This is a genomic window from Streptomyces sp. NPDC030820, assembly GCF_055572075.1.
This window is the reverse complement of sequence record NZ_JBVIEB010000013.1, coordinates 15,473-40,953: the sequence shown is the minus strand read 5'-3', so window position 1 is coordinate 40,953 and position 25,481 is coordinate 15,473. Positions and strand designations below refer to the sequence as shown.

Below are 25,481 nucleotides of genomic sequence, written 5' to 3'. Positions count from 1 at the left end.
AGCTGGGGCTGAAGGGGCAACCTTCGGGACAACGTTGTCGAAGGGACATGGTCACGATGGTGCCGTTCCGCCTTCTGTCCGTGCTGGCCACTGGCGCCCTGGTCCTGGGTGCCGTCTCCGCCCCCGCCCATGCCGATCCCGTCTCGCTCGCGCCGGTCGCCGATCCGGCCTCTCTCGTGAACCCGTTCATCGGCACCTCACACGCCGCCGACGACTTCCCGGGGGCCGACGCCCCGTTCGGGATGGTCCAGTGGAGCCCCGACACCAGCCCGCACCGGCCGGACGGCGGCGGCTACGAGTACGCCGACTCCGCCATCACGGGATTCGGCCTCACCCACATCGCGGGACCGGGCTGCCGGGCCGCCGGTGACATCCCCGTGCTGCCGACCGTCGGCGCGGTCGACACGGGCGCCACCGACAGCTTCTCGCACGCCAACGAGTCCGCGGCCCCCGGCTCGTACACGGTGTCGCTGGACAACGGCGTCAAGACGGAACTGACGGCCACCACCCGCAGTGGCATGGCCCGCTTCACCTTCCCGGCCACCAGTCGGGCGAACCTCCTGTTCAAGCTGACGGGCAGCGAGAACGGGGACACCGCCGCCGAGTTCGACGTGGTGAACGACAGGGAAGTCAGAGGCAAGGTCACCAGCGGCAACTTCTGTGGCGGGGGCAACTCCTACACCGTCTACTACGACATGGTCTTCGACCACCCGTTCCGCCACAGCGGCACCGCCCTGGCCGCCGTCACGCCCACCACGCCCAGGAGCAACGCCTCCCCCAGCGCTCCCGAGGCGCCGAACAAGCCCACGCTGCACGGCGCCGGGCCCCGTACGCCCCACACCTTCGCTCCCCGGACGAGCGGCTCCGACGGCTATGTCACGTTCGACACCACCACCGACCCTGCCGTTCAGGCCAAGGTCGGCATCTCCTATGTGTCGGCCGCCGACGCCGTGGGCAACCGGCAGGCGGAGAACAGCGGTTGGAACCTGGCCAAGGTGCGCGGCGCGGCGCACGACGCCTGGAAGTCCCTGCTCGGCCGGGTGCGGATCGCCGGCGGGACGCCCGCCCAGCAAACCGTCTTCTACACCGCGCTCTATCACGCGCTGCTGCATCCGAACGTGATCAGTGACACCAACCGCCGCTATCCCGGCTTCGACGGCAGGATCCACACCGTCGACAAGGGCCACGGCGCCGCCTACGCCAACTACTCGGGCTGGGACGTCTACCGCTCGCAGGCCCAGCTCGAGGCCCTGGTTGCGCCGCAGACCGCGTCCGACACCGCCCAGTCGATGGTCGACGACTACCGCCAGACCGGCCTGTTCCCCAAATGGTCGGAGAACAACGGGGAGACCTATGTCATGGTCGGCGATCCGGCGGACGAGATCATCGCCGACTACTACGCCTTCGGGGCCAGGGACTTCGACACCGCCACCGCGCTGAAGGGCATGGTCGCGGAGGCCACCGACCCCAACGACAACCGGCCCGGGCTTGCCTATCTGGAGCAGCTCGGCCGCCTGCCCAGCAACGGCAAGTACGGCTGCTGCAACTTCTACGGCGCCGCGTCCACCACGCTCGAGTACAACTCGGCCGACTTCGCCGTCTCGGCCTTCGCCGGTGCCCTCGGACACACTGCGGACCAGCACCGGTTCGCCGACCGGGCGCAGGACTGGCAGAACCTGTTCGATTTCGGCAGCGGTTTCATCCAGCCGCGCGACGCCTCGGGCACCTGGACGGCCGGCTTCTCGCCGACGTCGGGCAAGAACTTCGTCGAGGGCGACTCCTGGCAGTACACGCCGATGGTGCCGTTCAACGTGCACGGACTGGCGACCGCCATGGGCGGTGACGCGGCCCTCGCCAAGTATCTGGACACGGACCTGTCCTCGCTGACCGGCTCCGGCGGCTACACCGACCTGGGCAACGAACCCAGCCTCAACATCCCTTGGGAATACGACTACATCGGCCGCCCGTACCAGACGCAGAAGGTCGTCCGGCAAGTGCAGGACCAGATATGGACCGACGGCCCGTCCGGTCTTGCGGGCAACGACGACCTGGGCGAGATGAGCTCGTGGTACGTGTGGTCCGCCCTCGGCATGTATCCGGAGACCCCCGGCACCGCGGATCTGGCGCTGGGCAGCCCGCTCTTCAGCCAGGCGGTGATCACCCTGCCGTCCGGCCGCACCCTCACCGTCAACGGCACGGGGGCCGCGGACGACGCACCGTACGTCCAGTCCGCCACCTGGAACGGCACGGCCTGGAACGCCGCCCACGCGCCCGACGGCGCCCTCACCGGCGGCGGCACCCTCACCTACGTCCTCGGCACCTCGCCCAACACGTCCTGGGCGTCGGACGCCTCCGCCGCCCCCCGCTCCTACCCGGGCACGCCCGGCTACACCGACGTCGGGACGTCCGGCGACACCGCTGCGGCCTCGGCCAACTTCGACGGCGCGGGCTACAGCTACTCCGCGCACGCCCTGGCCACCGCGGGAGTCACCCCCGGCTCGAAGCTCACCGTCAACGGGGTCACCTTCACCTGGCCCGGCGTGGCACCCGGCGCACCGGACAACTACATGGCGAACGGGCAGACGGTACGGACCTCCGGCTCCGGCAGCATCTCCTTCCTGGGTGCCGCCAACAACGGCCCGGTGTCCGGCACAGCGACCGTCACCTACACGGACGGCACGGCCCAGTCGGTCCCCCTCGGCCTCTCCGACTGGACGCTGAGCGCGGGCGCCGCCTCACCGCTTCCCGACAACACCGTCGCGGTGACGATGCCCTACCGCAACCACGCGGGCACCGCGTCCGACAGCACACGGACGTATGTGTTCGCCACGGCGCCGGTGGACCTGAGTCCGGGCAAGACCGTCAGCAGCGTGCGTCTGCCGTCCGATGTCGCCGCCGGGGGCCTGCACGTCTTCGCGATCGGCTTCGGTGCCTGAAGTCCGCGTCGAAACGGCAGAAATGGACGTTCACGACCGCTCGGCGACCGTCAGGAACCGGACGCCGGGCGGTCTCCGGGCCGGGCGGAGCGGGCGAGCTCCCGCGCCCTCTCCGCCCGGCCGAGCACGCGCGCGCGTCTGCCGGGCCACCAGGCGATGTCCGCAAGCAGGAGCGCGACCACCAGCCACGACGCAACCAGCACGCCGGTCGGTGCCGTCAACGTGTCGTACACCGCGAGCACGATCGCGAGGGCGGCGACGAGGAGGACCAGCGGGCGGCGCAGCCGGTCCTTCTCGGCGACTCGGCACAGGCCGTCCGCGTACTCGACGACCGCGGGCGCCAGCGCGGGGTCGCCGACGGCCTCGCCCCGCCGGGTGGCACGCACCACCGCGGCGCGGTCGGCGGCGCTCATGTTCCCTGCCCCGGGCCATGCTCTGCCCATGCGCCGTGCCGACCTGATCCCGTGGAACGGGCTCAGGACCAGAAAGACGACGGCGGCGCCCACCCACGAGCCCGACTCCACGCGGGCGAAGGCGCCGAAGAAGGCGCCGGCGGGGAGCCCGGTGCCCAGTGCCCTGCACACCGGGCTCCCCTGCCACAGCCGGCCCGGAACCAGGATCACCCACCCAGGGTGACGATCATCGATGGTGGACGCAATCACCGACCGCGCATGGCACCCGGAACATGCCGTTGAGTGGAGCAATCACGGGGGTACGGGGGCGCGGCACACCAGGCTGGACGGGTGAAGCACGGACGGAGCGGCCCGGAGCCGGAGCAGGACGGCGCACCCACACGGCCCCGGGTGCCGGCCCCTCCGGCATGGCTGCGCTGGCTGCCGCTCCTGTATGTGGCGGCCGTACTGCTGCTGGAGCCGCTCACGCCCCTCGACTGGCCGGTGAGCTTCGCCCTGATCGCCGTGCCCGTACTGGCCGCCTTCGCGCACGGGCCCGTGGCCGTCGGCGCCGCCACGGTGTTCGCCGTCGGCCTGGAAGCGGTGCTGGCCGGTACTCCCTGCTGTGCGGGCCGGTCCGCCGGCTATCTGTGGGACCGTCACTACATCGCCACCTACATCTGTACGGCCCTCGTGGGCGGTCTCGGCGTGATCCTGGCCGCCCACCGGATCCGGCGTGAACGCACGCTCGCCGACGTGCGGTTCGTGGCCGAGACCGCGCAGCGCGTCCTGCTCCGCCCCCTGCCGCACCGGATCGGCAACCTCCACCTGCAGAGCCTCTATCTCTCCGCCGCCGCGGAGGCGCGCATCGGCGGCGACCTCTACGAGGCGGTGCCCACCCGGTTCGGTGCCCGTCTGCTCATCGGTGACGTCCGGGGCAAGGGACTGGTGGCGGTCGAGACCGCGGCCGCCATGCTCGGGGCGTTCCGTGAGGTGGCGTACGACGAACCCGATCTGCTCGCTCTGGCCGGCCGGGTGGACACGAGCATGAGCCGCAGGGCGACGCAGCTGGGCGGGACCGAGACGAGCGAACGGTTCGTCACCGCGGTCTTCGCCGAGATCCCCGCCGAGGGCCACATCGTCCGCATCGTCAACTGCGGCCATCCGCCGCCCGTCCGGCTGCGGGCCGACGAGGTACGCGAACTGGAGAGCGGGCGGCCGGCGCCACCCCTGAACCTCGGCATGCTGGTCGAGGACCCGTATCACCTCGACACCTATCCGTTCCGGCCCGGCGATCAGCTGCTGCTGTACACGGACGGCGTCACGGAGACGCGGGACGCGACCGGCGCCTTCTACCCGCTGCTCGACCGCCTCCGCTCCTGGGGTCCCCTCCCGCCGGCGGAGCTGCTCGCACGGCTCCACGACGACCTGCTGGCCCACAGCCACAACAACCTCCAGGACGACACCGCGGCGCTCGCGGTCTGCCAGCTGCCCGTGGAACCGTCGGCCGGGCAGCCGGCCGAGTGAGCGCGGCCCGGATCAGAAGGCGGTGTGGGTGAACCAGTTGTCGAGGACCGCGGCCTGTCCCGAGACCTCGAAGGCGGGTTCCTGGTACGACCGCCGCCCGTAGAGGAGGAGCAGCAGGTCCGCCGCCCGCCCGCGCACCGCCGCCGTGACCGGCTCGGGGTCGCCGGCCTCGCGGCCCACCGGGCGGAAGCCGTCCGGGTCCAGCCGCATCCGCCACTCCTCATCGGGGCCGCCGTCGACGCCCGTGCTGCGGAACGCGAGGGTCTCGCCGTCACCGCGCAGCTTTGTCACACCGGGGGCGAAGAGGCCCGCGTAGGGCAGGTTGACGAGGAACTCGTCCACGCCGTCCGCCGCTAGCTCGGGGTCGATGTCCGAGGTCAGGCCGACGGCGCATTCCGCGTCGACCCGGTGCACCAGCGTCTCGAACAGCATCCGGCGGGCCCAGAACCGCGCGTGCCGGTCCTCGCCCCACACCCACATCGGTGCCTCGGGATCCGTGTCCCGCAGTACGGCCGCCACGCCGGGCACCCCCGCCGCCACCCAGTCGGGATGGTCGCGCAGGTCCTCCGGCAGCCCCAGCTCGATGTCACGGCTGCGGGGCGGCTCCTGCACCAGCCGGGTCAGCAGGGTGCAGAACCAGCGCTGCAGTGCTCCGACGTGCCGGGTCAGGTCGGCCAGGGTCCAGTCCGGGCAGGAGGGCACCGGGGTCGTGGGGTCGACGCCCCTCGCCACCTCGCAGTATCGCAGGGTCTCGCGGGCGACGGCCTCGCGGTAGGTGTCGTACGGCAGTGGATGCCCCGCCGTGTGTGTCGCTGCCATCTGCTGCCGCCGTCCTGTTCTGTCCTCGGTGGGGATCGTCGTCACGGTCAGTCTGGATGCTGGAGTGCGCTCGAAGGCAAATCCGGGTTCAGGGGATCTCCTGATCGGCCCAGATGATCTTCCCCTCGTCGGTGTACCGGACGCCCCAGCGCTGGGCGAGCTGGGCCACCAGGAAGAGCCCGCGGCCGCCCTCGTCCGTGCTCCTGGCGTGCCTGAGCCGTGGGGCCGTACTGCTGCCGTCGGAGACCTCGCAGGTGAGGCGGGCATCGCGGAGGAGCCGTAGCCGTATGGGCGTCGCGGCGTAGCGGATGGCGTTGGTGACGAGTTCGCTCACGACGAGTTCGGTCGTCATGGCCAGTTCGCCGAGGCCCCACTCCTCCACCTGGCGGGTGGCGAGGGCGCGCAGGGTGCCGACGGCGGCCGGGTCGGGGGGTACGTCCCAGGAGGCGACCTGGTCGGTTCCCAGGGTGTGGGTGCGGGTCAGGAGCAGGGCGATGTCGTCGGGCTGGGGCACGGGCACGAGCTGCCGTACGACGGACGTGCACAGCGTGTCCAGGTCGTCCCAGGTGTGGGCGAGGACCTCCGCGAGCCGGGACATGCCCCGCTCCACGTCGTGGTCGCAGCCCACGATGAGACCGTTGGTGTAGAGGCCGAAGAGGCTGCCCTCGGCCAGTTCGATCTCGGTGGCCTCGAAGGCCATGCCGCCCAGACCGAGTGGGGGGCCGGCGGGGATCTCCGGGAAGTAGGCGTGTCCGTCCGGGGCCACGACGACGGGCGGCGGGTGACCGGCCCGGGCCATCGCGCAGCGTCTGCTGAGCGGGTCGTAGACGGCGTAGAGGCAGGTCGCGCCGATGAAGGTGCTGCGGGCGGCCGTACCGGCGGCCGCCTCCTCGTCGCTCAGCCGGAGCACGAGGTCGTCGAGATGGGCGAGCAGGTCGTCGGGAGGCATCTCCATGGCGGCGAGGGTCTGCACCGCGGTGCGCAGCCGGCCCATGCTCGCCGCCGCGCCGATGCCGTGGCCCACCACATCACCGATGACGAGGCCCATCCGTGCGCCGGACAGCGGGATCACGTCGAACCAGTCGCCGCCGACGCCGCCGGAGGGGTCCGCCGGCAGATAGGAGGAGGCCACCTCCAGCGCGGTGCCGCCGGTCAGGGCGGGTGGCAGCAGGCTGCGCTGCAGGGTGATCGCCGCCGTGTGCTCCCGGGTGTAGCGGCGGGCGTTGTCGACGCACACCGCCGCACGTGCCACCAGTTCCCGGGCCACCAGGACGTCGTCGGGCCCGAAGGAGACGGGGTTGAGCGACCGGACGAACGTGGCGAGGCCGAGGGCGGTGTTCCGGGCCCGCATCGGCACGGCGATGAGCGAGTGCATGCCGTACGCGCGCATGCGTTCGGTCCGCTCCGGGTCCCGTACGCCCCACAGCTCGTCGGAGGGATGGAGGACCGGGATGAGCAGGGGCTCGCCGTCGAGGAGCAGGTGACCGTCGTGGGGCGGCAGGCTGAACTCGACCCGGTCGCCGATCCGGGCGACGGCCTCGGGCGTGTCCTCGTGCACCGAGCGCAGCGCCGCCCGGCGCATCACGGCCTTGGCGGGCGCGGGTCCCGCGTCGGTCAGCCACGCCCCGTGGCCCTCGGTGCTGAGCACGGGTTCCAGCAGGTCGACGAGGACGAAGTCCGCGAAGCGGGGGACGGCGAAGTCGGCGAGCTCCTGGGCGGTCTGCGTCACGTCGAGCGTGGTGCCGATGCTGGTGCCGGCTTCGTTGACCATGGTCAGCAGCTGCCGGGCGTTCCACCGCTCGGTGACGTCCTGGACCATGTAGCAGACGCCGGTGATGCTGTCGTCGGCGTCGACGAGGGGAAAGAACGAGGTCGAGTACGCGTGCTGGCGGTGCGGGTCGGCCCAGCTCCAGCCCATGTACTCGTAGTCGGTCACCGGCATGCCCGTCGCGATCACCTTGCGCATCAGGCTCTCCAGGGCCTCCGCCTGCAGCCCGGGCAGCAGCTCGCTCAGCCGGCGTCCGAGCCGCGCCTCCCGGGGGACCCCGCCGAACCGTTCCAGGGTGTCGTTGAGCCAGACGTAGCGCAGGTCGGTGTCCATGACGGCCATGCCGACCGGTGCGCGGGTCAGGAACCCGTCCAGCACCGACTGGCCCATGGGCCACCGCTGCCGCTGTTCACGGGCCGACAGCAGGAAGCACTCGGTGTCGCCGACGCGGAACGAGGCCGAGACCCGCAGCTGGATGTCGAGGCTGCGGCCGTCGCGGTGCCGTACCCTGATCTGCCCGCTCCAGCCGTATCCGGCGCGGCACCGCTCCACGACACCGGCGAGCCGTACGGGGTCCTCGGGCATGGCGAGCAGGCGTGCGGCCGAGGCGCCCACGACGTCCCGTGCCGCATGGCCGAGGAACGCTTCGGCGCTGCGGGTCCAGCCGACCACGACGCCGTGTTCCGATATCACCGCGGCCGCATCGGTGGACGCGTCGAAGAGATCACCCGGTCCCTGCGGCGTGGCTGCGGCGAAGCCGTCTGGCGCAGATTCCATCAGTTCCACCCATACACCACTATGAGCCTGTTTGTCCGCTGGTGTGCAGGGAGCGGCAGATGCGGCGTCCACCCGGACGCGGCGCCGTGCGGTTGGGGCGTGGCCGGGACCGGAGGGACCATGGAAGCACCGGCCGTCAGCATGCGCCCGCCCGCCCGGCCGACGGAGGTGAACCGGCATGGCAGCGGACTCCTTGGAAGCCGGCCACGAGGGACACGGCGACGAGACGCCCAGGCCGACTGGACTGCTGGACGTGCTGAGCGTGGCCGCGGTGGCCCTGGACACCCACGGCCGTATCGTCTTCTGGACCCCGCAGGCCGAGGACCTCTTCGGCTACTCCGCGCAGGAGGCCCTCGGCAAGCCCGCGGCGCGCCTGCTGGTGCGCCCGGAGCATCTGCAGGCCGTGGTAAGTCTGTTCACCGAGGTGCTGGAGACCGGCCGGGGCTGGGCCGGCGCGTTCCCGGTCCGGCACAAGGACGGCAGCAGCCGGCTGACCGAGTTCCGGACCATGCGGCTGCTGGACGACCTCGGGGACGTCTACGCCCTGGGCATCGCGGCCGACCACACCCTGCTCCAGCGCGTCGAGACCGACCTGGCCCTGTGCGAGCGGCTGATCAACCAGTCCCCCATCGGTCTGGCCCTCCTGGACCCGGATCTGCGCTACCTCCTGGTCAACCCGGCGCTGGAGCGGATCGACGGCACTCCCGCGGAGGACCACATCGGCCGCCATCTGAGGGAGACCCTGCCCTTCCCGGACGTCGACACGGTCGAGTCCGCGCTGCGCCAAGTACTCACCACCGGAACCTCTCTGCTGGACCAGTACCACGTCGGCCGTACGCCGACCGACACCGGCCAGGAGCACGCCTGGTCGCTGTCCTTCTACCGGCTGGAGGATCCGGGCGGCCGGGTGCTGGGCGCGGCCGTCTCGGTGGTGGACGTCACCGAGCGGCACCGCGCGGCCGCGGAGGCCGACCGGGCGCGGCGGCGCCTGGCGCTGATCGCGGACGCCTCCGCTCGGGTCGGCACCACGCTGGACGTGGACCAGACCGCCCGTGAACTGGTGGAGATCGCGGCGCCGGCGCTGGCCGACGTGGTCGCCGTGGACGTCCTCGACTCCGCCCTGTCCTGCCGTCGTATGCGCCGGCCGGACAACGGCCCGGAGCTCTTCCGTGCCCTCGCCCTGAAGGCGGCCCACCCCACGGTCGCGCTGCGCGCCGCCGACCCTCCCGGCAATGTCGCCTGCTACGAGGGGGACCGCCTGGTCACCCTGTGCGTCCACACCGGGCGGCCGGTTCTCGTACGTCATGTCGGGTCGCGGGATCTGCCGCGCATCGCCCGGGACGCCGAGGCCGGTGCCCTGCTCGCCGAGGCCGGGGTCCACTCGTATCTGGCCGTGCCGCTGATCGCCCACGGCGAGGTGCTCGGCGCCCTCGATCTCAAGCGGACCCGGAATCCGGCGCCGTTCGACGACGACGATGTCGTCCTGGCCGCCGAACTCGCCGGCCGGGCCGCCGTGGCCATCGACAACGCCCGCTGGTTCCAGAGCGTCCGCAACACCGCACTCACCCTGCAGCGCAGTCTGCTGCCCGAGCACGCGGCGCACCACACGGGCCTGGAGCTCGCCTCCCGCTACCAGCCCGCGCAGGCCACCAGCGAGGTCGGCGGCGACTGGTACGACGTCATCCCGCTGACCGACGAGAAGACGGCCCTGGTGGTGGGTGACGTGATGGGCAACGGCATCGACGCGGCCGCCACCATGGGCCGGCTGCGGACGGCCACCTGCGCCTATGCCGATCTCGACCTCGATCCCGGCGCGGTGCTCCAGCACCTGGACAAGATCACCTGCGATCTGGAGCACTACATCGTCACCTGCCTGTACGCGGTGTACGACCCCGGCACCGGGCAGTGCTGCGTCGCCAACGCCGGACACATGCCGCCCGCGCTCTCGCGGCCCGGCGACGAGCCGAGGCTCCTGGAGCTGCCGGCCGCGGCACCGCTCGGCGTCGGCGGCGTCCGGTTCGAGACCACGACGGTCGCCCTGTGCCCCGGTGATGTGCTGGTCCTCTACACCGACGGTCTCGTGGAGACCCGTCAGCACGCCATCGACGACCGGCTGAACGCCCTGCTGGACCTCCTCGACGAGCCGCGCCGGCCGCTGGAGGAGACCTGCGACGTCCTGCTGCACGGTCTGCGCCACCCAGACGACCACGACGACGTGGCCCTGCTCATCGCCCGGGCGCTGTAGACAACTCCGTGCCTGGCCAAGGGAGTTGGAGCCTGCGGGCCGGCGCAGGTCGCGGTTCGGCCGGCGCCCGGCGCCCTACTGTGCCGTCGGCTCTCCCGAGGCGGCCGTGGCCGACCGGTCGGCGGACCCGCGCACGAGCAGCAGGAGGGCGTCGACCAGGTCGTCCTCGGGGCTGCCCGTGGCCAGCCGCCGCAGTTGGAGGCCCATCACCAGGGCGACCGTCGTGGTGGCCAGGCGGTCCGCGTCGGGGACACCCAGCGCGCTGAGGATCCGGGCGGCGAGCAGGTCGTAGGCCCGGAAGGCCTCGGCCGCCGCCTCGCGCAGGCGCTCGTCCCGACCGGCCTGGAGGTACAGCTCGAACGGCGCCGGATGGGCGCTGTCCAGCGCCGAGCCGCAGGCCACCTGGCCGGCCAGCGATGCCGCGTCCTCGACGTCCAGGCCCTCCGGCTGGCACTGGTCGGCCAGTTCGGTGAAGTGCCGTGCCTCCTCGCGCACGAAGTACAGCAGGCTCTCCCGCAGCAGCTCGTGCTGGGTCTCGAAGTGGTAGGTGACCGAACCGAGGGACACGCCCGCTTCCTTGGCGATCCGCCGGTTCGTGACGGCCGCGACTCCGTCCTCGCCGATGATCTGCAGGACGGCGGTGATGATGCGCTGGCGCATCGGGGCGGAGGGGGCGGCGTGCGGCATGGCGTGCATTCTTCCATCACCGGGTTGCCTCGGCGGTGGACAGGGCTGCTCGAGCTCCCTATTGTTCGTTCGAACGAACAGGACTGAAGGGTGGTCGTCGTGCACATTGCCGGGTCAACCGTTCTGCTCACCGGTGTCACCGGCGGCATCGGCGGCGCCCTCGCCGCCGACCTGTCCGCCCGCGGCGCCCGTCTCGTGCTCACCGGCCGCCGCCTGGAAGCGCTCGAACCCCTCGCGGATCGTTACGGCGCCCGCACGATCGCCGCCGATCTGGCCGACCCCGACGATGTGCGGCGGCTGGCCGAGGAGGCCGCCGGCACGGACATCCTGATCGCCAACGCGGCCCTGCCGTCCAGCGGCGACGTCCTCGACTACACACCGGAGCAGATCGACCGGGCCGTGGCCGTGAACCTGCGGGCCCCGGCCATCCTCGCCCGGCTGCTCGCCCCGGGCATGGTGGCCGCCGGGCGCGGCCACATCTGCTTCGTCGGGTCGCTGTCCGGCATGGCCGCCACCAGGTCCTCGTCCCTGTACACCGCGACGAAGTTCGGGCTGCGCGGCTTCTCGCTGGCCTTCCGCCAGGATCTGCACGGCACGGGCGTCGGCGTCTCGATCGTCCAGCCGGGTTTCGTACGCGACCTGGGCATGTTCGCCAAAACCGGCTCGGCGACGCCCGGCGGTGTGCGCACCGTCTCGCCGGCGCAGGTCTGCAAGGGCGTGACGCGGGCGATCGAACGCGATCTCGCCGAGGTCAATGTGGCACCGCCCGAGCTGCGGTTCCTCACCAAGGTCGCGTCGCAGTTCCCGGGGTTCGCGGAGCGGGTGCAGCGGCTGGTCGGGGCCGAGCCGACGGTGAACGCGATCGTGGCCGCCCAGCGCTCGAGCCGCTGAGGCGCCACGATCCCGCCCTCTCCGTCCTTCCTGCCGTGGTCAGCGCTGGCTCACGGGACTGCCCGGCAGTGGAGAGCGGCTGCCCTTGCAGGAGTAGACGATCTCCACGGACCCGCCCGGCAGGGCGCGCTCGCTCTGGAAGGTGAGCCCGAGGGACGGGTCGAGCGCGGGCGTCAGCCGGGTGCCGCCGCCGAACAGCAGCGGTACGACGACCAGTTCCAGCGTGTCCAGCGCGCCGAGGGCGTGGAAGGTCTGGATGGTGCGCGGTCCGCCGACGAGGTGGACGTCGCCACCCCGGTTGGCCGCGCGGATCTTCTCCAGCAGCCGCACCGGATCGCTGTCGGTGACGACGTGGTCGGGGGTGCCGGCCGGGCGGTGCGAGCCGAGCACGAACACATCGAGGTTCGGCCAGGGCCAGCGGTCGTTGGTCAGCGCGGGCTCGAAGGTGGTGCGGCCCATCACCGCGGCCTCGCATCCGGCCAGGAACTCCCGGATGCCGTGGCTCTCGCCGGACACGAAAGCGGGGTCGGCCGTGTGCGCGGGCCAGCCGGTCGGTGTGGTGACACAACCGTCGACGCTCATTCCCACGCGGGCTCGGATCTTCATGTCGTCTCCTGTTCGGACTGTCCTCCCGAGGCGGGTTGCCTCTCTGCCCAAGCGTCGAACGGGACACTCGTACCTCGACACTCCACCGGGACAAACCCTCGCTTGTCATGCACCCGTACACCGTGGCAAGATCCAACGAGTTCGAAAGCGCATCCGGCCACTCGTCACGAAGGACTGAGGTCCATGGTTCCGGCGTCCCCCAGCGGCCGCCGCCGGTACTGAGCCGCCTGCCCGACGGCAGCCCGGCGCAGTACTTTCGCGTCTCCTCACAGCGGCCCGACGACGCGGTGTCCAGCACACCGCCTGCCTCCTCGCCGAGGTCATTCTCTTGTTGCCGGCCCACACCATGAGGTCTTCATCGTGCGCACCGATGTCCAGAGTTTTGCCGTCGCCCACCTCCTGCGCCGCCCGGCGGCGCGTGAGGTCGGCGGATTCGTCGCGGGGTTCGATCCCTCGACGACCAGCCCGTACGTCAACTACGCCACCCCGTTCCCCGGCGCCGAGCCCACCGACCGGGACGTCGCCGACCTGATCGCCGCGTTCCGCGAGCGCGGGCTGCGGCCCCGGCTGGAGTTCGCCCCGGACGCCGCCCCCGCCGTGGAACCCGCGCTGCGCCGGGCCGGTTTCGGCACGGAGGCGGTCCACGCATACCTGGTCTGCACCCCCGCCACCCTGGTCACCCCGCGCTCAGGCCCTGGCTCGGCGGCCCGGTCGAGGTGGCGGCCCCGGCCACGGACGCGGACTACACCGCGATCGACGTCGCCCTGTCGGAAGCCTTCGGCGGCGAGTGGGCCCCGTCCCCCGAGGGCGCGGCACGGTTGCGGCGCACCGAGGAGGGCGGCGGAGCCGTCCGGTTCGTCCGCGCCCCCGGCGGAGGCTGCGCCGGCGGCGCGCTCTGCTCGGCGCCCGCCGAGGGCACGGCGGAGCTGGCGGGCGTGGGCACGCTTCCCGCGTACCGGGGACGCGGCATCGCCGCCGCGGTCACCGCGACCCTGGCCGGGACCATGTTCGGGCGGGGCGCGCGGTCCGTGTGGCTGGAGTACTCGGGCGAGGGCTCCCGCCGTGTGTACGAGAGGGTCGGCTTCCGGCCCGGCGGCACACGACTGTACGTCTCGCTGAACGCGTGACCTCCTGGGCCGGCGGGCCCGTGTCATCGCCGGCCCGCGGAGTCAGCCTTCCCCGGGCAGGGGGTTGTCCTTGACGAAACGGCGGATCTCCTCGGTGAGCGCCACCGGGTTGTCCAGCTGGACCAGGGTGCGTGCGTCGGGGATCTCCACATAGCGGGCGTCCGGCAGCAGTTCGGCCAGCCGGCGACCCGTCGCGGGCGGCATCATACGGTCCTCGGCGCCCCAGGCGACCAGTGCCGGACGGGTGAACTTCGGAAGGTTACGGGCCGCTTCCAGGTAGCAGTCCTTCCGGGTCGCACGAAGGAACTTGGCGAAGTCACGGCGAATGTGACGGCTCGTCAGCAAGGGGCCGTACCAGCGCGCGATGAGTTCCTTCGGGAGTCGCTTCCTGGCCATTCCGCCGAGCGAGGTCTGCATGCGGGCGAGGAAGGGGAAGCGGAAGGACTGCAGAAGGAGGAGGACACCACCGGGGATCCTGCAGGCCCCGTTCAGGATCCGGCCCTGTATGCCGGGCGGGTAGTTGTCCAGCGCCTCGCAGGAGGTCAGGACGAGCCGGGCGATGCGTTCGTCCCGTACGCCGACGAGGAGTTGGGCCGTGCCGGTGTCGTTCTGGACGAGAGTGACGTCCCGCAGGTCCAGGCGGTCCATGAACTCAGCCAGCAGACGGGCGATGCCGTGCGCGGAGAGATCCGCGTCCGGCCGCATGGGGCGCCGGTGGCTGCCGAGGGGCAGCACGGGGACCAGGACACGGAAGTCGGCGCGCAGGGCGGAGACGACGTCGTCCCAGACCGAGTCGTCGAAGCCGAGGCCGTGGGCGAGGACCACGACGGGCCCGTCACCTCCGGTGTCCTGGTAGTCGATGGTTCCCGCGCTGAGCTCGATCTGGGGCATGCCCCTGCCTCCGCCTCGGTCGGCCGCCTCGCCTGTGGCTCTTGATAGATCGTTCTAGTGACAGAATAGGCGCCGACCGCCCTTTGGCAAACAGCGGCTCCCCGGAGGTGCGACCGTGAGCGACGGCAAGGCCATCAGCACGCATGAGACCCGGCAGCGCATCGTGCACGCGGGCACCGAGCTGTTCCGGCGCTCGGGCTACACCGGCACCGGGATGAAGCAGATCGCCGAGGCCGCCGACGCGCCCTTCGGCTCGATCTACCACTTCTTCCCCGGCGGGAAGGCCCAGTTGGGCGAGGAGGTGATCCGTACCTCGGGGGCCGTGTATCTGGGCCTGATCACCACGCTCATGGAGCCGTACGAGGACCGGGTGGCGGCCACCGCCGACGCCTTCGCCGCCGCGGCCGGCACCCTCGCCGAGCTGGACTTCGCCGACCCGTGTCCCATCGCGACGGTCGCCATGGAGGTCGCCAGCACCAACGACACGCTGCGGCGGGCCACTTCGGAGGTCTTCGGCAGCTGGATCGACCACCTCGCCGCCTATTACGCCCAGGGCGGCATGCCCGAGCCCACCGCCCGGGAGACGGCGAGCTCGGTCATCGCCCTGCTGGAGGGCGCCTTCATGCTGGGCCGGGCCGCGCGCAGCACCGAGCCGGTGCGGGCCGCGGGCACGGCGGCCGCGGCGATCGTACGAGCGGCGCTGGCCGGGGAGTGATCCGACGCGGCCGTCAGGTCCGCCGGTGCGCCCGGTACAGGTCGCGCAGCAGGGCGATCTCGGCTCCGTGGTGCAGCACTTCCTGGTTGACCCACCACACGATGTCGAGGAAGGGCTCCTCCGCGTCGCTGCCGTACGGATAGGTGCAGTACCCGACCGTGTCCAGCGCCGCGTCGTCGACGCTCAGCAGTGCCTGGCGCCAGACGGCGGCGCCGGTCTCGAAGGCCGCGACCGCGCCGACGGCGTCCCCGCTGACCGGGTGGTTCTCCCGGGTCGCCGTGCGGCTGCCGGCGGTGTGGTCGGCGCGCAGGGACAGCATCTCGGTGAGGTGGCTCAGCCGCCAGGCGAGGGTCGTGACGGGTGGTGGCCAGGGGTGCGGGTACGGCGCGGCGTCCCGCCCCCATGGGCCGCCGCCGGCGAGGAAGGCCGCCCGTGGTCCCGGCCCGTCGGCACGTCGTCTGACCGTCCAGCAGCCGGGCACCGGTTCCCAGAAGTACTCGTCGTCGGTCATGGGCTCGACCCTGGTCTCTCCGCCGTCGCCGCTGTCCATGACGGGCCCGGCCAGACGGCGCAGCAGCCGCTCGCTCGCGAAGTCGAACTGGTCCAGCAGCGGAACCAGTCGGGGTGGCGTGGTCGTCATCGGACACTCCTCCTGGGTGGACGGACCGACCTGTGTTCGAGCCGGTACGGCGCCCCGCACGGGGCGGACTTCCGCCGGCCGGCCTGGCGCAGCCGCCCCGCAGCCGCTCCCCTTCGGTGGCTAGCCGCGGGCCGCGTACCGGTCGGTTGCCGCGACCAGCGCCTCCGCCACACCCGGCGCCCCGGCATTGTGGCCGGTGTCGTCCACGATCACCAACTCACTGCCCGGCCAGCCCTGTTGGAGTCGCCAGATGATGCCGAGGAGGTTGCCGAAGTCGAGACTTCCCTGGACGAGGGTGCCGGGGATGCCCTTGAGCAGGTGGGTGTCGCGCAGGATCACACCTTCGTCGTTGCCCTCACCCAGGAAGTGGTCGTTGCCCCAGTAGTGCGCGACGGTGCGAGCGAAGCCCATGCGGAAGACGGGGTCCTCGTAACGGGCGACGGAGCGCGGCGGCGCGGGGATCGTGGCGGTCTCCCAGTCGGTCCAGGCCCGCGCGGCCCGTTCCCGCACCTCGGGGTCGGGTGATTCGAGCAGCCGGCTGTAGGCGGCGGCGAGGTTGCCGTCGCGCTCAGCGGCGGGCACCTGGGACCGGAACGCGGCGAAGGCGTCCGGGAAGATCCGGCCGAGCCCGCGGGTCAGCAGCTCGACCTCGGCGTTCGACCCGGTGGCGACACCGGTGAGCACCAGCTCGGAGACGACACCCGGGTGGGTCTGCGCATAGCGCAGCGCGAGCACCGACCCCCAGGACACCCCCCACACCAGCCACCGCTCGATGCCCAGGTGCCGGCGCAGCAGTTCCAGGTCGGCCATGACATGGGCCGTGGTGTTGACGCTCATGTCGGTGTCATGGCGGCTCGCGTGCGGTGTGGACCGGCCACAACCGCGCTGGTCGAGCAGGACGATCCGGTAGGCGGCCGGGTCGAACAGCCGCCGGGGGTACGGGGTGCACCCGGATCCCGGTCCGCCGTGCAGGACGACGGCGGGCTTGCCGTCGGGGTTGCCGCAGGTCTCCCAGTAGACGTGGTTGCCGTCGCCCACGTCGAGCATGCCGTGCGCGTACGGTTCGATCTCCGGATAGAGAGCCATCCGGGCACCGTAGCGCCTCCCCGACGTCTTCTGAGCATGATCCTCGTCAGGGCCGTGGCGGCCCGGTGCCCGTGTCGAACCTCCGCCCTGCTGGTGGCGGCGTCCGGATCACCCCGTCCTTCGGACCCGGGCCGTAGTACTGCGCCTGTCGTAAGACACGGGGGACCCCGACTCTCCGCGGTGTCCTTCGCCGCGCCGCCGCCGTTGGCCGTGGGTGGCATCTGTCGCGGAAGCGCCCCGGAATTGTCCGTGATCGGTAACAGCCGGATCCTGCGATCAACCCCGGCCGTCCTGACAGGTGCACGGAACGCAGGTGCACAAGAACACAGGGACACGGAACGGGGCGGGGCATGGCGCGGCACGGTGGGCGGGGTTGGTACGGCCGGATGCTTGCGGCGGCGGTCGGGGTCACCGCGGTGGCGGCGGCCACGTCGGTGTGGACCGCGCAGGCGGGCCAGCCGGGCGGCGGTTCGGCCGGGGCGGGTGCCCCGGCCCGGCACGCCGCGCCGAGAACGGCGACCGTGTCCGCCGACATCGCCCATGCCTCGGAGGGTGGCGAGCACGCGGTCAACATCACCATCGACGACGGCCCGGACCCGGTCTGGACCCCGCAGGTGCTGCAGGTGCTGCGCGAGAACGGCGTGAAGGCGACGTTCTGCATGATCGGCCCGCTGGCCCAGGCGCACCCGGAGCTGGTCCGCCAGGTGGTGGCGGCCGGCCACCGGCTGTGCGACCACACGGTGTCGCACGACACCACGATGGACAAGAAGTCCGAGGCCTACCAGTCGCAGCAGATCCTGGAGGCCCAGCAGCAGATCACCCAGGCGTCCGGCGGGGTACGGCCGATGTACTACCGGGCTCCGGGCGGCGCCTTCACGCCGTACAGCCGGCACCTGGCGGCCTCGCACGGCATGCGTCCGCTCGGCTGGAACGTGGACTCCAAGGACTTCGAGCGGCCGGGCACGGGCACCATCGTCGCCACCGTCCAGCGTGAGTCGACGAACGGGCCGACGATCCTCTTCCACGACGCGGGCGGCGACCGCTCGCAGACGGTGGCCGCGCTGCGCACCCTGCTGCCGTGGCTGAAACAGCAGGGCCACTCCTTCGGTTTCCCGGTGCGCTGATCCTGAGCCGTTTCCCGCCGTCGGGGATTGTCGAAGGGTGCCCGAAGCGGGCGTACGGCAGTGCCAGGCCACGCGTCGGTGAACCCCGGGGGAAATCTTGGTCATCGATGTGCTGGGACGCCTGTTCGGATCCGGAGGGGTGCCTACCATGAGGCCGCTGCGTATCACGTCGTACCGGAAAGGCTCGCCATGCCGTTGCCTCGCCTCGGCACGCGGTCCGCTCGTCTCCGGACGGCGCCCGCCGTGTTCGTCGCCCTTGCCGCGGCCCTCGCGGGCACGCTGCTGGCGTACTCGCTCGGCGGCCGGCACCACGTCGGGACCGCCGGCGCCCCGGCGGGGCACGTCGTCATCGACGTGTCGGAGAGCCACTGCGGCCGCGGCTGGACCCGGCCCGAACCCGGGGTGCGGACCTTCGACCTGCACAACTCCTCCGACGGCGCCGCCGAGGTCTACCTGGAGGACCCGGGCAGCCAGCTGGTGTACGGCGAGGTGGAGGGCATCGGGCCCGGTACGACACGGCAGTTGACGGTCCGGCTGGGCAAGGGGACGTACGCCTTCAAGTGCGTGCCCGACGACGCCGACGCCGTCACCGGCCCCACCGTGCACATCACCGGCGGACAGCGCGGCCCGGGCGCCGCGCCGGTCTCGGAGCACGATCTGATCCCGCCCGCCCTCGCCTACCAGAAGTGGGTCGGCACCGGGCTCGGCGACGTCGTCCGGCTGACGACGAAGCTCAGGGACGCGATCGACCGGGGTGACCTCCCTGCCGCCCGGTCGGCCTGGCTGCCGGCGCATCTGGAGTACGAGCGGCTGGGCGCGGCGTACGACGCCTTCGGGGACGCGGACGCGGCGATCAACGGCACCGACGCCGGCCTGCCCGGCGGGGTGCACGACAAGGACTTCGCCGGGTTCCACCGCATCGAGTACGGACTGTGGCACGGTGAGCCGGCCGACGGGCTGCGCGCCCCGGCGGCGGCGCTGGTGAAGGCGGTGACCGGGCTGCGGGACAACTGGTCGCAGACCCGTATGGACCCCGCCCAACTGGGGCTGCGCGCGCACGAGATCCTGGAGAACACCGTGCAGTTCGAGCTGACCGGCCGCACCGACTACGGCAGCGGCAGCAACCTCGCCACGGCCCGCGCCAACCTCGACGGCACCCGCGAGGTGCTGTCCCGGCTCAGGCCCCTGCTCGCCACCCGGTACGCCGGACTTCCGGAACTCCGGCAGGAGTTGGACCGCGCCCAGCACACCCTCGACGGGCTCCAGCACGGCGGTTCCTGGACCCCGCCGGACCGTCTCACCCGCACCCAGCGCGAGGATGTGAACGCGGTGTTCGGCGACCTGGTCGAGCGCCTGGCGTCGGTGGCCACCCTGTGCGACCCCCGGAGGACCGTGTGAGCGACCCTGCAGTGACCGCCGAGCGACCCGACGGCCTGGGCCGGCGCGGCTTTCTGCGCGGTGCCGCGCTGGCCGGTGCCGGGCTCGCCACCAGTGCCGCCGCCCCCGCTCGGACACCGGCAGCCGCGACGGCGTCCGTCGCGCCCTTCCACGGCATCCACCAGGCCTCGGCCATCGCAGCCCCGCGCCGCTGTTGCGTGTTCGCCTCCCTCGACGTGACCGCCGAGAACCGCGCCGAACTCACCGACCTGCTGCGCACGCTCACCGACCGGGCACGCTTCCTCACCTCGGGCGGTACGCCGTCCCCGGTGGGCATCACCGCCCCGCCCGCCGACTCGGGCGTCCTCGGCGACCGGCTGCCCTCCGGTCAACTGGCCGTCACCGTCGGCGTCGGCGCCTCGCTCTTCGACGACCGGTTCGGGCTGGCCGCGATCAGGCCCCGGCGGCTGACCGCCATGCCCGCCTTCCCCGACGACGACCTCCAGGCCGACTGGTGCCACGGCGACCTCAGTCTCCAACTGCACGCCGACGAACCGGACACCGCCCTGCACGCGCTGCGCGACATCGCCCGGCACACCCGGGGCGCCGCGCAGGTCCGCTGGCGCCTGGACGGCTTCTCCAGCCCGCCCCGGCCCTCCGGCACCCCGCGCAACCTGATGGGCTTCAAGGACGGCACCGCGAACCCCGACGCCACCAGTACCCGCGAGATGGACCGCCTGGTGTGGGTGGGCAAGGGCATGGGCGAGCCGGACTGGGCGGTCGGCGGCAGCTACCAGGTCGTACGGCTGATCCGGATGCTGGTGGAATTCTGGGACCGCGTCTCGCTCAGCGAGCAGGAGCGGATGTTCGGCCGCGCCCGCTCCTCCGGCGCGCCCCTGGACGGCGACCACGAGCACGACACGCCGAAGTACGCCGACGACCCCAAGGGTGACGTCATCCCGCTGGACGCACACATACGGCTCGCCAACCCGCGCACCCCGGACACCGCCGACCAGCGCCTGCTGCGCCGCGCGTACAACTACGACCGGGGCATGGACGCCAACGGCAACCTCGACATGGGCCTGCTGTTCTCCTGCTACCAGCAGGACCTGAAGCGGCAGTTCGAGACGGTGCAGCACCGGCTGGCGGGCGAGCCGCTGACGGACTACATCAGCCCGTTCGGCGGCGGCTACTTCTTCGCGCTGCCCGGCGTACGGGATGCCCAGGACTGGTACGGACGCGCCCTGTTCGGCTGAACCTGTCCGGACAACTCGGCCACCAGATGGGTCAACACACAGTCAAGTTTTGCCCTAGCATCCCTGACTCGGTGTTCACCCGCGCGCCATCATGGCTCCGCCGACGCGCCCCGCAACGGGCGCAGCATCCCTGCTCGTACGACGCACAGACGTTCTGTCCGGAGGGGTAGACCACCATGGCCAGCAGAGGAAGACGAGCCGCGATGCGGAGCCTGGGCGCGCTCGCGGGAGCCGCGGCGCTCACCGTGCTCGGCAGCAACGCGCCCGGCTGGGCGGCGGCGCCCGCCGCGGCTGCGGGCGGGCACTCCTCGACCACGACGCCGATCAAGCACGTCGTCGTGCTCTTCGACGAGAACATCTCCTTCGACCACTACTTCGCCACGTACCCGAAGGCCGCCAACACCGACGGCACGAAGTTCACCGCGTCGAAGAACACCCCGAAGGACATCGACACCCTCGCGCACGCCGGGCTGCTGACGAAGAACCCGAACCAGTACGCGCCGAAGCGGCTGTCCCCGTCCCAGGCGATGACCTGCGACCAGAACCACAACTACGGCGCCGAGCAGTACGCGGCGAACGGCGGCAAGGCCGACCAGTACGTGCAGAACACCGAGGTCGACAAGTGCAGCGGCGGCCTGTTCGGCGAGCCCGGCCTGGTCATGGACTACTACGACGGCAACACCGTCACCGCCCTGTGGAACTACGCCCAGCACTACTCCCTGTCCGACCGCAGCTTCAGCTCGGTCTACGGTCCCTCCACGCCGGGCGCGCTGAACCTGATCTCCGGTCAGACGCACGGTGTGATCTCCATGGACCCGTCCACCGGTACGGAGAACCCGAAGCAGACGTCGACGCCCGACGCCTACACGGTGAAGTCCCCCGACGCCAAGGGCGTGGGCACGGTCATCAACGACCCCGACCCGGCCTTCGACGACTGCTCCGACAAGGACCACACCAGCAGCAACGCGCTGGCCTCGATGCAGGGCAAGAACATCGGTGACCTGCTCAACGCCAAGCGGGTGAGCTGGGGCTGGTTCCAGGGCGGCTTCCGCCCGTCGACCGCGTGGACCGGCACGTCCGGCTCGTACGCCAAGTGCGACACCACCCACACCAACCTGGGCGGCGCCGCCGTGGCGGACTACAGTCCGCACCACAACCCGTTCGCGTACTACAAGTCGACGGCGAACCCGCACCACCTCGCGCCGAAGAGCGTCTCGGAGATCGGCCACAACGGTCAGGCCAACCACAACTACGACCTGACCGACTTCTCCGCCGCCCTGAAGGCGGGCAAGCTGCCGGCCGTCAGCTTCGTCAAGGCCGGTGAGTACCAGGACGGCCACGCCGGCTACTCCGACCCGACCGACGAGCAGCACTTCCTGGTGAACCAGATCAACGCGATCCAGAGCTCGCCGCAGTGGAAGTCCACCGCGATCGTGGTCGCCTACGACGACTCCGACGGCTGGTACGACCACGCCTACGTCGCCCCGCGGAACGGCTCCACGGACACCTCCCTCGGCTCCAACGGCAAGGCCACCGACAGCCCGGCCTGCCAGAAGGGCCCGAAGGCGTCCGGCGGTTACGCCGACCGCTGCGGCCCCGGCACCCGCCAGCCCCTGCTCGTCATCTCCCCGTACAGCAAGGTCAACAAGGTCGACCACACCCTGACGAACCAGGCGTCCATCACCCGGTTCATCGAGGACAACTGGAAGACGGGCCGCATCGGCGACCACTCCTTCGACGCCACGGCCGGCCCCCTCGCGGGCATGTTCGACTTCGGGCACCCGAACAACAAGCAGGTGCTGCTGAACTCCGACGGTTCGGTCCAGCACATCGGCCCGATCGAGCACGTCGCTCCGGTGTCCACCAGCATCACCCCGGGCCCGGCGATGCAGAACACGGCCGCCACCAGCGACGCGTCCGGCTTCCCGACCCTCCCGGTCGGTCTCGGCGTGGGCGCCCTGCTGGCCGCGGGTGCGACCGGCACGTACCTGACGCTGCGCCGCAAGCAGCAGGCCTGATCCCGCAGTCCCGCACACAGCGACGCGCCCCCGGTCGGTGACCGGGGGCGCGTTCGCGTCCGATGACGCCGTGCGGCGCGTCACCTGCCGAAACAGGTGGCCGCCACCACGGCCGTGATGTTGAGATGGCACGGTGCTGCAACAGTTTTCGATCGTCGTGGACCGGAGCAACCACCAGTACACGCCGACTCCCTGGGAGCAAGAGTCGTGGCGGGCCTCGGCCCTCGACTGGGTGGCGGAGCAGCTGGCCGCACACGACCTGCGGCCGAGCCGTGGGTTGCGGGTGCGGCTGCGGCCGTGGTCCGTGCTCGTGCGAGTGCCCGTCGAGGGGCGGGAGGCCGTCTGGTTCAAGGCCAATCCGCCGGCCAGCGCCTTCGAGGGTCCGTTGACCGCCGCGCTGGCCCGCTGGGTGCCGGAGCACGTGCTCCGGCCGCTGGCCGTCGACGCCGAGCGTGCCTGGGTCCTGCTGCCCGACGGAGGAGAGCTGTTCCGCGACGTGCTCGCCCGGGAGCCGGTCGAGCCGCGGATCTGGGAGGAGCTGCTGCGCCGGTACGCGAGTCTGCAGCGGACCCTCACTCCGCACGCGCGGGAGATCGAGCAGCTCGGAGTGCCCGCCACCCGGACCGCCGACCTGCCCGAGGCGTTCGACGAGCTGCTCACGCGGAGCACCGCGCTGCGTCCGGAGGCACGCGAGCGGCTGGAGCGACTGCGCCCCCGGCTCGCCGACTGGTGCGCCGAACTCGCCTCCCTCGGCGTCGAGGACACCCTCGACCACGCGGACCTGCACGACGGTCAGCTGTTCCGTCCGGCGCCGGGCCGGTTCACCTTCTTCGACTGGGGCGACGCGGCCGTCTCACACCCGTTCTGCAGCCTGCGGGTCCCCGCCGAGAAGGCGCGCGCACGGTACGGGCCGCAGGTCCTGGCCCGGCTCCTCGACGCCTACCTGGAGCCCTGGACGGGCGCTGGCCGCACGCCCGCGGACCTGCGCCGCGCCGCCCACCTCGCCTGGCGCCTGAGCATCCTGGGCCGCGCCGCGTCCTGGGGCCGCACGTTCCCCACGGCGTCGGGCACCACCCCGGGCGCCCAGCAGAGCTCCGAGTCCCTGCTGGGGATCTTCGACGACCCGCCGTTCTCATAGCTCGTCGCTGGGCCCGAGCGGTGAGCGCAAGGGCTCCCGTTCCGGGACCTGCGTGCCGAACCGGTCCGCGTCGTTGACGAGCGCACGGTCAGCGGACCCACCGCCCAGGGAGCTCTTCGTCCGGGCGCCGCATACCAGCGCACCGGCGAGTCGTCCGCGCCGGCCCACATGGGATGGTCAGGCAGGTCCACCCGCGCATAGTGAGCGTGGAGGCTCGGCAGCAGCACGAGGTCGACGCCCGCGCCCGCTCGCGCTCGCCGCCCCCGTACCGCGCGGCGGACACTGGGCCGTATGACCCGCACTGGTGCGCCCGCCGCTTCCCCACCCGGCCGCCGTACCGTGCTGGCGGCCCTCGCCGGTGCCGCGCTCGGCGCGGCGGGCTGTTCCGGCCGTACGGCGCGGGCCGAGCACCCGTCCCCTACGCCCACTCCAGCACATCCGTCCCAGCGGTTCTCGACCGGCACCGGGTCGCCGTCGCCCTCCCCCGCTCTGCCGCGCACGAGCCCTTGGCGGCCCACGTCCGCCGAAGTCCAACCGGCCGCGAAACTGCGCGCCGTGCAGCTGGTGGAGGCGATCGGCGCCTGGGCCGACGGGCACGGCGGCGCGGCGGCGGCACGGGCGAGGGTCGCGGCGCTCGGGCTGGCGACGGCACTGGTCGGCCAGGCCGGGCCGCTGCTGCCGACGGCCGACCAGGCGGCGCTGCAGGTCGTGGACGCCCAGTACGGCGGGATCCTGTCCCGGTCGGCCAGCGTGCTGGTGGTGTGCCGGCAGTGGACCCGGCGCGCCGGCACGGTGAGCGCCGGCGGAACGACGGTCGACGTGCGCCTCTCCCGGTCCGGGGCCGGCTGGACGGTCGACGCCCTGCATCCGGCGCACCCGGGACCGGCCGCCCGGTCGCCGGCACTGGACATCCGGCACGTGCTGTCCGACGACCGGATCGTGCTGCCGCCCGCCGCCGTGGCCGACCTGCGCAGTGGTCAGGTGCACACCAGTGTGGCGAAGGCGATGCTCGCGCTGGCGCGGACCTACCGGCTGGAGGTGAGCGTCGTCCGCTCCGGGCATCCGCTGAACGTCTTCGGCACCAGCCGGCCCAGCGACCATCCGCGGGGCCGGGCCTTCGACGTGTGGCGGATCGACGGCCACGCGGTCGTCGACCCGGCGACTCCCCGCAGCCTGATCGAGCGGTTCATGCGGGACGCGGCGGCCGCCGGGTCGTACAACGTGGGCGGTCCGGTGCTGCTGTCGGGCGGTGGTGCCGGTCAGTTCTTCAGCGACGCCACCCATCACGACCACGTGCACATCGGCTTCCGTACCTGAGCGCACCCCACGGCATCACCCGTTCGGCCGTATCGCCGCCGGGCCGACCAGGCGCGCTCGCGCGGCCTGCCGACCGGTGTTCCCGCGGCTCTCGCGGGTTGCGCCAGCCGGGCGGGCGCCGGAACGCTGGAGCCGACACACATC

The 25,481-nt window shown here is 72.1% G+C and carries 19 protein-coding genes and 1 pseudogene; 12 read left to right on the top strand and 8 right to left on the bottom strand.

Annotation, left to right across the window (positions count from 1 at the left end; translation table 11 throughout):
• Positions 1–47 precede the first annotated feature (47 nt).
• Entirely contained in the window at positions 48–2,936 is a 2,889-nt protein-coding gene (locus ACZ418_RS31380; RefSeq protein WP_468369727.1) for a lectin, read from the top strand.
• A gap of 50 nt (positions 2,937–2,986) precedes the next feature.
• Here ACZ418_RS31380 and ACZ418_RS31375 read toward each other — a convergent pair whose 3' ends face one another.
• Positions 2,987–3,559 carry a hypothetical protein gene (locus ACZ418_RS31375; RefSeq protein WP_468369724.1) on the bottom strand — a complete coding sequence of 191 codons (573 nt, stop codon included), beginning with the start codon at positions 3,557–3,559 and terminating at the stop codon, positions 2,987–2,989.
• Between the two features lie 201 nt (positions 3,560–3,760).
• Here ACZ418_RS31375 and ACZ418_RS31370 point away from each other — a divergent pair, with 201 nt between their 5' ends.
• A complete protein-coding gene (locus ACZ418_RS31370; RefSeq protein ID WP_468370278.1) occupies positions 3,761–4,855 on the top strand; it encodes a PP2C family protein-serine/threonine phosphatase in 1,095 nt (364 codons plus the stop codon).
• 12 nt (positions 4,856–4,867) lie between these two features.
• Here the strand turns inward: ACZ418_RS31370 and ACZ418_RS31365 are convergent, their stop codons facing one another.
• Both ACZ418_RS31365 and ACZ418_RS31360 read right to left on the bottom strand, forming a co-directional pair.
• Entirely contained in the window at positions 4,868–5,674 is an 807-nt protein-coding gene (locus ACZ418_RS31365) for a maleylpyruvate isomerase family mycothiol-dependent enzyme (RefSeq protein WP_468369722.1), read from the bottom strand.
• 88 nt (positions 5,675–5,762) lie between these two features.
• Positions 5,763–8,219 carry a SpoIIE family protein phosphatase gene (locus ACZ418_RS31360; RefSeq protein WP_468369719.1) on the bottom strand — a complete coding sequence of 819 codons (2,457 nt, stop codon included), beginning with the start codon at positions 8,217–8,219 and terminating at the stop codon, positions 5,763–5,765.
• Between the two features lie 178 nt (positions 8,220–8,397).
• Between ACZ418_RS31360 and ACZ418_RS31355 the strand changes: the two genes are divergently transcribed.
• The gene (locus tag ACZ418_RS31355; RefSeq protein ID WP_468369717.1) at positions 8,398–10,464 is read left to right on the top strand and encodes a SpoIIE family protein phosphatase; all 2,067 of its coding nucleotides are present in this window, start codon (positions 8,398–8,400) and stop codon (positions 10,462–10,464) included.
• A gap of 75 nt (positions 10,465–10,539) precedes the next feature.
• Here the strand turns inward: ACZ418_RS31355 and ACZ418_RS31350 are convergent, their stop codons facing one another.
• Positions 10,540–11,151, bottom strand: a complete 612-nt coding sequence (locus ACZ418_RS31350) for a TetR/AcrR family transcriptional regulator (protein ID WP_468369714.1) — start codon at positions 11,149–11,151, stop codon at positions 10,540–10,542.
• 99 nt (positions 11,152–11,250) lie between these two features.
• Between ACZ418_RS31350 and ACZ418_RS31345 the strand changes: the two genes are divergently transcribed.
• Positions 11,251–12,042, top strand: a complete 792-nt coding sequence (locus ACZ418_RS31345; protein WP_468369712.1) for an SDR family NAD(P)-dependent oxidoreductase — start codon at positions 11,251–11,253, stop codon at positions 12,040–12,042.
• 39 nt (positions 12,043–12,081) lie between these two features.
• On the opposite strand, the gene ACZ418_RS31340 is transcribed toward ACZ418_RS31345, so the two are convergent.
• Positions 12,082–12,648: a dihydrofolate reductase family protein gene (locus ACZ418_RS31340; RefSeq protein WP_468369709.1), complete on the bottom strand. Its 567-nt coding sequence runs from the start codon at positions 12,646–12,648 to the stop codon at positions 12,082–12,084.
• Between the two features lie 360 nt (positions 12,649–13,008).
• Here ACZ418_RS31340 and ACZ418_RS31335 point away from each other — a divergent pair.
• Positions 13,009–13,775 (top strand): annotated as a pseudogene (locus ACZ418_RS31335) (GNAT family N-acetyltransferase).
• Between the two features lie 42 nt (positions 13,776–13,817).
• Here ACZ418_RS31335 and ACZ418_RS31330 read toward each other — a convergent pair.
• Positions 13,818–14,666 carry an alpha/beta fold hydrolase gene (locus ACZ418_RS31330; protein WP_468369706.1) on the bottom strand — a complete coding sequence of 283 codons (849 nt, stop codon included), beginning with the start codon at positions 14,664–14,666 and terminating at the stop codon, positions 13,818–13,820.
• 115 nt (positions 14,667–14,781) lie between these two features.
• Between ACZ418_RS31330 and ACZ418_RS31325 the strand changes: the two genes are divergently transcribed.
• Positions 14,782–15,381 carry a TetR/AcrR family transcriptional regulator gene (locus tag ACZ418_RS31325; RefSeq protein ID WP_468369703.1) on the top strand — a complete coding sequence of 200 codons (600 nt, stop codon included), beginning with the start codon at positions 14,782–14,784 and terminating at the stop codon, positions 15,379–15,381.
• Positions 15,382–15,394: 13 nt separating this feature from the next.
• Here the strand turns inward: ACZ418_RS31325 and ACZ418_RS31320 are convergent, their stop codons facing one another.
• Complete coding sequence (locus tag ACZ418_RS31320; protein WP_468369701.1) at positions 15,395–16,021, bottom strand: DinB family protein; 627 nt, start codon at positions 16,019–16,021, stop codon at positions 15,395–15,397.
• A 120-nt stretch (positions 16,022–16,141) separates the two neighbouring features.
• The gene (gene pip, locus ACZ418_RS31315) at positions 16,142–17,107 is read right to left on the bottom strand and encodes a prolyl aminopeptidase (protein WP_468369698.1); all 966 of its coding nucleotides are present in this window, start codon (positions 17,105–17,107) and stop codon (positions 16,142–16,144) included.
• A gap of 350 nt (positions 17,108–17,457) precedes the next feature.
• On the opposite strand from pip, the gene ACZ418_RS31310 reads away from it, so the two are divergent.
• The 6 genes from ACZ418_RS31310 (at position 17,458) to ACZ418_RS31285 (ending at position 25,337) form a co-directional block, all read left to right on the top strand.
• Complete coding sequence (locus ACZ418_RS31310; RefSeq protein ID WP_468369695.1) at positions 17,458–18,231, top strand: polysaccharide deacetylase family protein; 774 nt, start codon at positions 17,458–17,460, stop codon at positions 18,229–18,231.
• A gap of 189 nt (positions 18,232–18,420) precedes the next feature.
• On the top strand, positions 18,421–19,629 hold the full coding sequence (locus ACZ418_RS31305; RefSeq protein ID WP_468369692.1) for an EfeM/EfeO family lipoprotein: 1,209 nt from the start codon (positions 18,421–18,423) through the stop codon (positions 19,627–19,629).
• Positions 19,626–20,864, top strand: a complete 1,239-nt coding sequence (efeB, locus tag ACZ418_RS31300) for an iron uptake transporter deferrochelatase/peroxidase subunit (protein WP_468369690.1) — start codon at positions 19,626–19,628, stop codon at positions 20,862–20,864. The genes ACZ418_RS31305 and efeB overlap by 4 nt, the downstream gene beginning before the upstream one ends.
• 203 nt (positions 20,865–21,067) lie before the next feature.
• Complete coding sequence (locus ACZ418_RS31295) at positions 21,068–22,882, top strand: phospholipase C (RefSeq protein ID WP_468369687.1); 1,815 nt, start codon at positions 21,068–21,070, stop codon at positions 22,880–22,882.
• Between the two features lie 133 nt (positions 22,883–23,015).
• Entirely contained in the window at positions 23,016–24,020 is a 1,005-nt protein-coding gene (locus tag ACZ418_RS31290; RefSeq protein ID WP_468369684.1) for a phosphotransferase, read from the top strand.
• Between the two features lie 291 nt (positions 24,021–24,311).
• Entirely contained in the window at positions 24,312–25,337 is a 1,026-nt protein-coding gene (locus ACZ418_RS31285) for a hypothetical protein (RefSeq protein WP_468369681.1), read from the top strand.
• Positions 25,338–25,481 lie beyond the last annotated feature (144 nt).

What these genes read in the sequence shown, in the direction of transcription:
- ACZ418_RS31380 (WP_468369727.1), top strand. Translation starts at nt 48, where the DNA reads ATGGTCACGATGGTGCCGTTCCGCCTTCTGTCCGTGCTGGCCACTGGC.
- ACZ418_RS31365 (WP_468369722.1), bottom strand. Translation starts at nt 5,674, where the DNA reads ATGGCAGCGACACACACGGCGGGGCATCCACTGCCGTACGACACCTAC.
- ACZ418_RS31360 (WP_468369719.1), bottom strand. Translation starts at nt 8,219, where the DNA reads ATGGAATCTGCGCCAGACGGCTTCGCCGCAGCCACGCCGCAGGGACCG.
- ACZ418_RS31355 (WP_468369717.1), top strand. Translation starts at nt 8,398, where the DNA reads ATGGCAGCGGACTCCTTGGAAGCCGGCCACGAGGGACACGGCGACGAG.
- ACZ418_RS31350 (WP_468369714.1), bottom strand. Translation starts at nt 11,151, where the DNA reads ATGCCGCACGCCGCCCCCTCCGCCCCGATGCGCCAGCGCATCATCACC.
- ACZ418_RS31340 (WP_468369709.1), bottom strand. Translation starts at nt 12,648, where the DNA reads ATGAAGATCCGAGCCCGCGTGGGAATGAGCGTCGACGGTTGTGTCACC.
- ACZ418_RS31330 (WP_468369706.1), bottom strand. Translation starts at nt 14,666, where the DNA reads ATGCCCCAGATCGAGCTCAGCGCGGGAACCATCGACTACCAGGACACC.
- ACZ418_RS31320 (WP_468369701.1), bottom strand. Translation starts at nt 16,021, where the DNA reads ATGACGACCACGCCACCCCGACTGGTTCCGCTGCTGGACCAGTTCGAC.
- pip (WP_468369698.1), bottom strand. Translation starts at nt 17,107, where the DNA reads ATGGCTCTCTATCCGGAGATCGAACCGTACGCGCACGGCATGCTCGAC.
- ACZ418_RS31310 (WP_468369695.1), top strand. Translation starts at nt 17,458, where the DNA reads ATGGCGCGGCACGGTGGGCGGGGTTGGTACGGCCGGATGCTTGCGGCG.
- ACZ418_RS31305 (WP_468369692.1), top strand. Translation starts at nt 18,421, where the DNA reads ATGCCGTTGCCTCGCCTCGGCACGCGGTCCGCTCGTCTCCGGACGGCG.
- ACZ418_RS31295 (WP_468369687.1), top strand. Translation starts at nt 21,068, where the DNA reads ATGCGGAGCCTGGGCGCGCTCGCGGGAGCCGCGGCGCTCACCGTGCTC.
- ACZ418_RS31285 (WP_468369681.1), top strand. Translation starts at nt 24,312, where the DNA reads ATGACCCGCACTGGTGCGCCCGCCGCTTCCCCACCCGGCCGCCGTACC.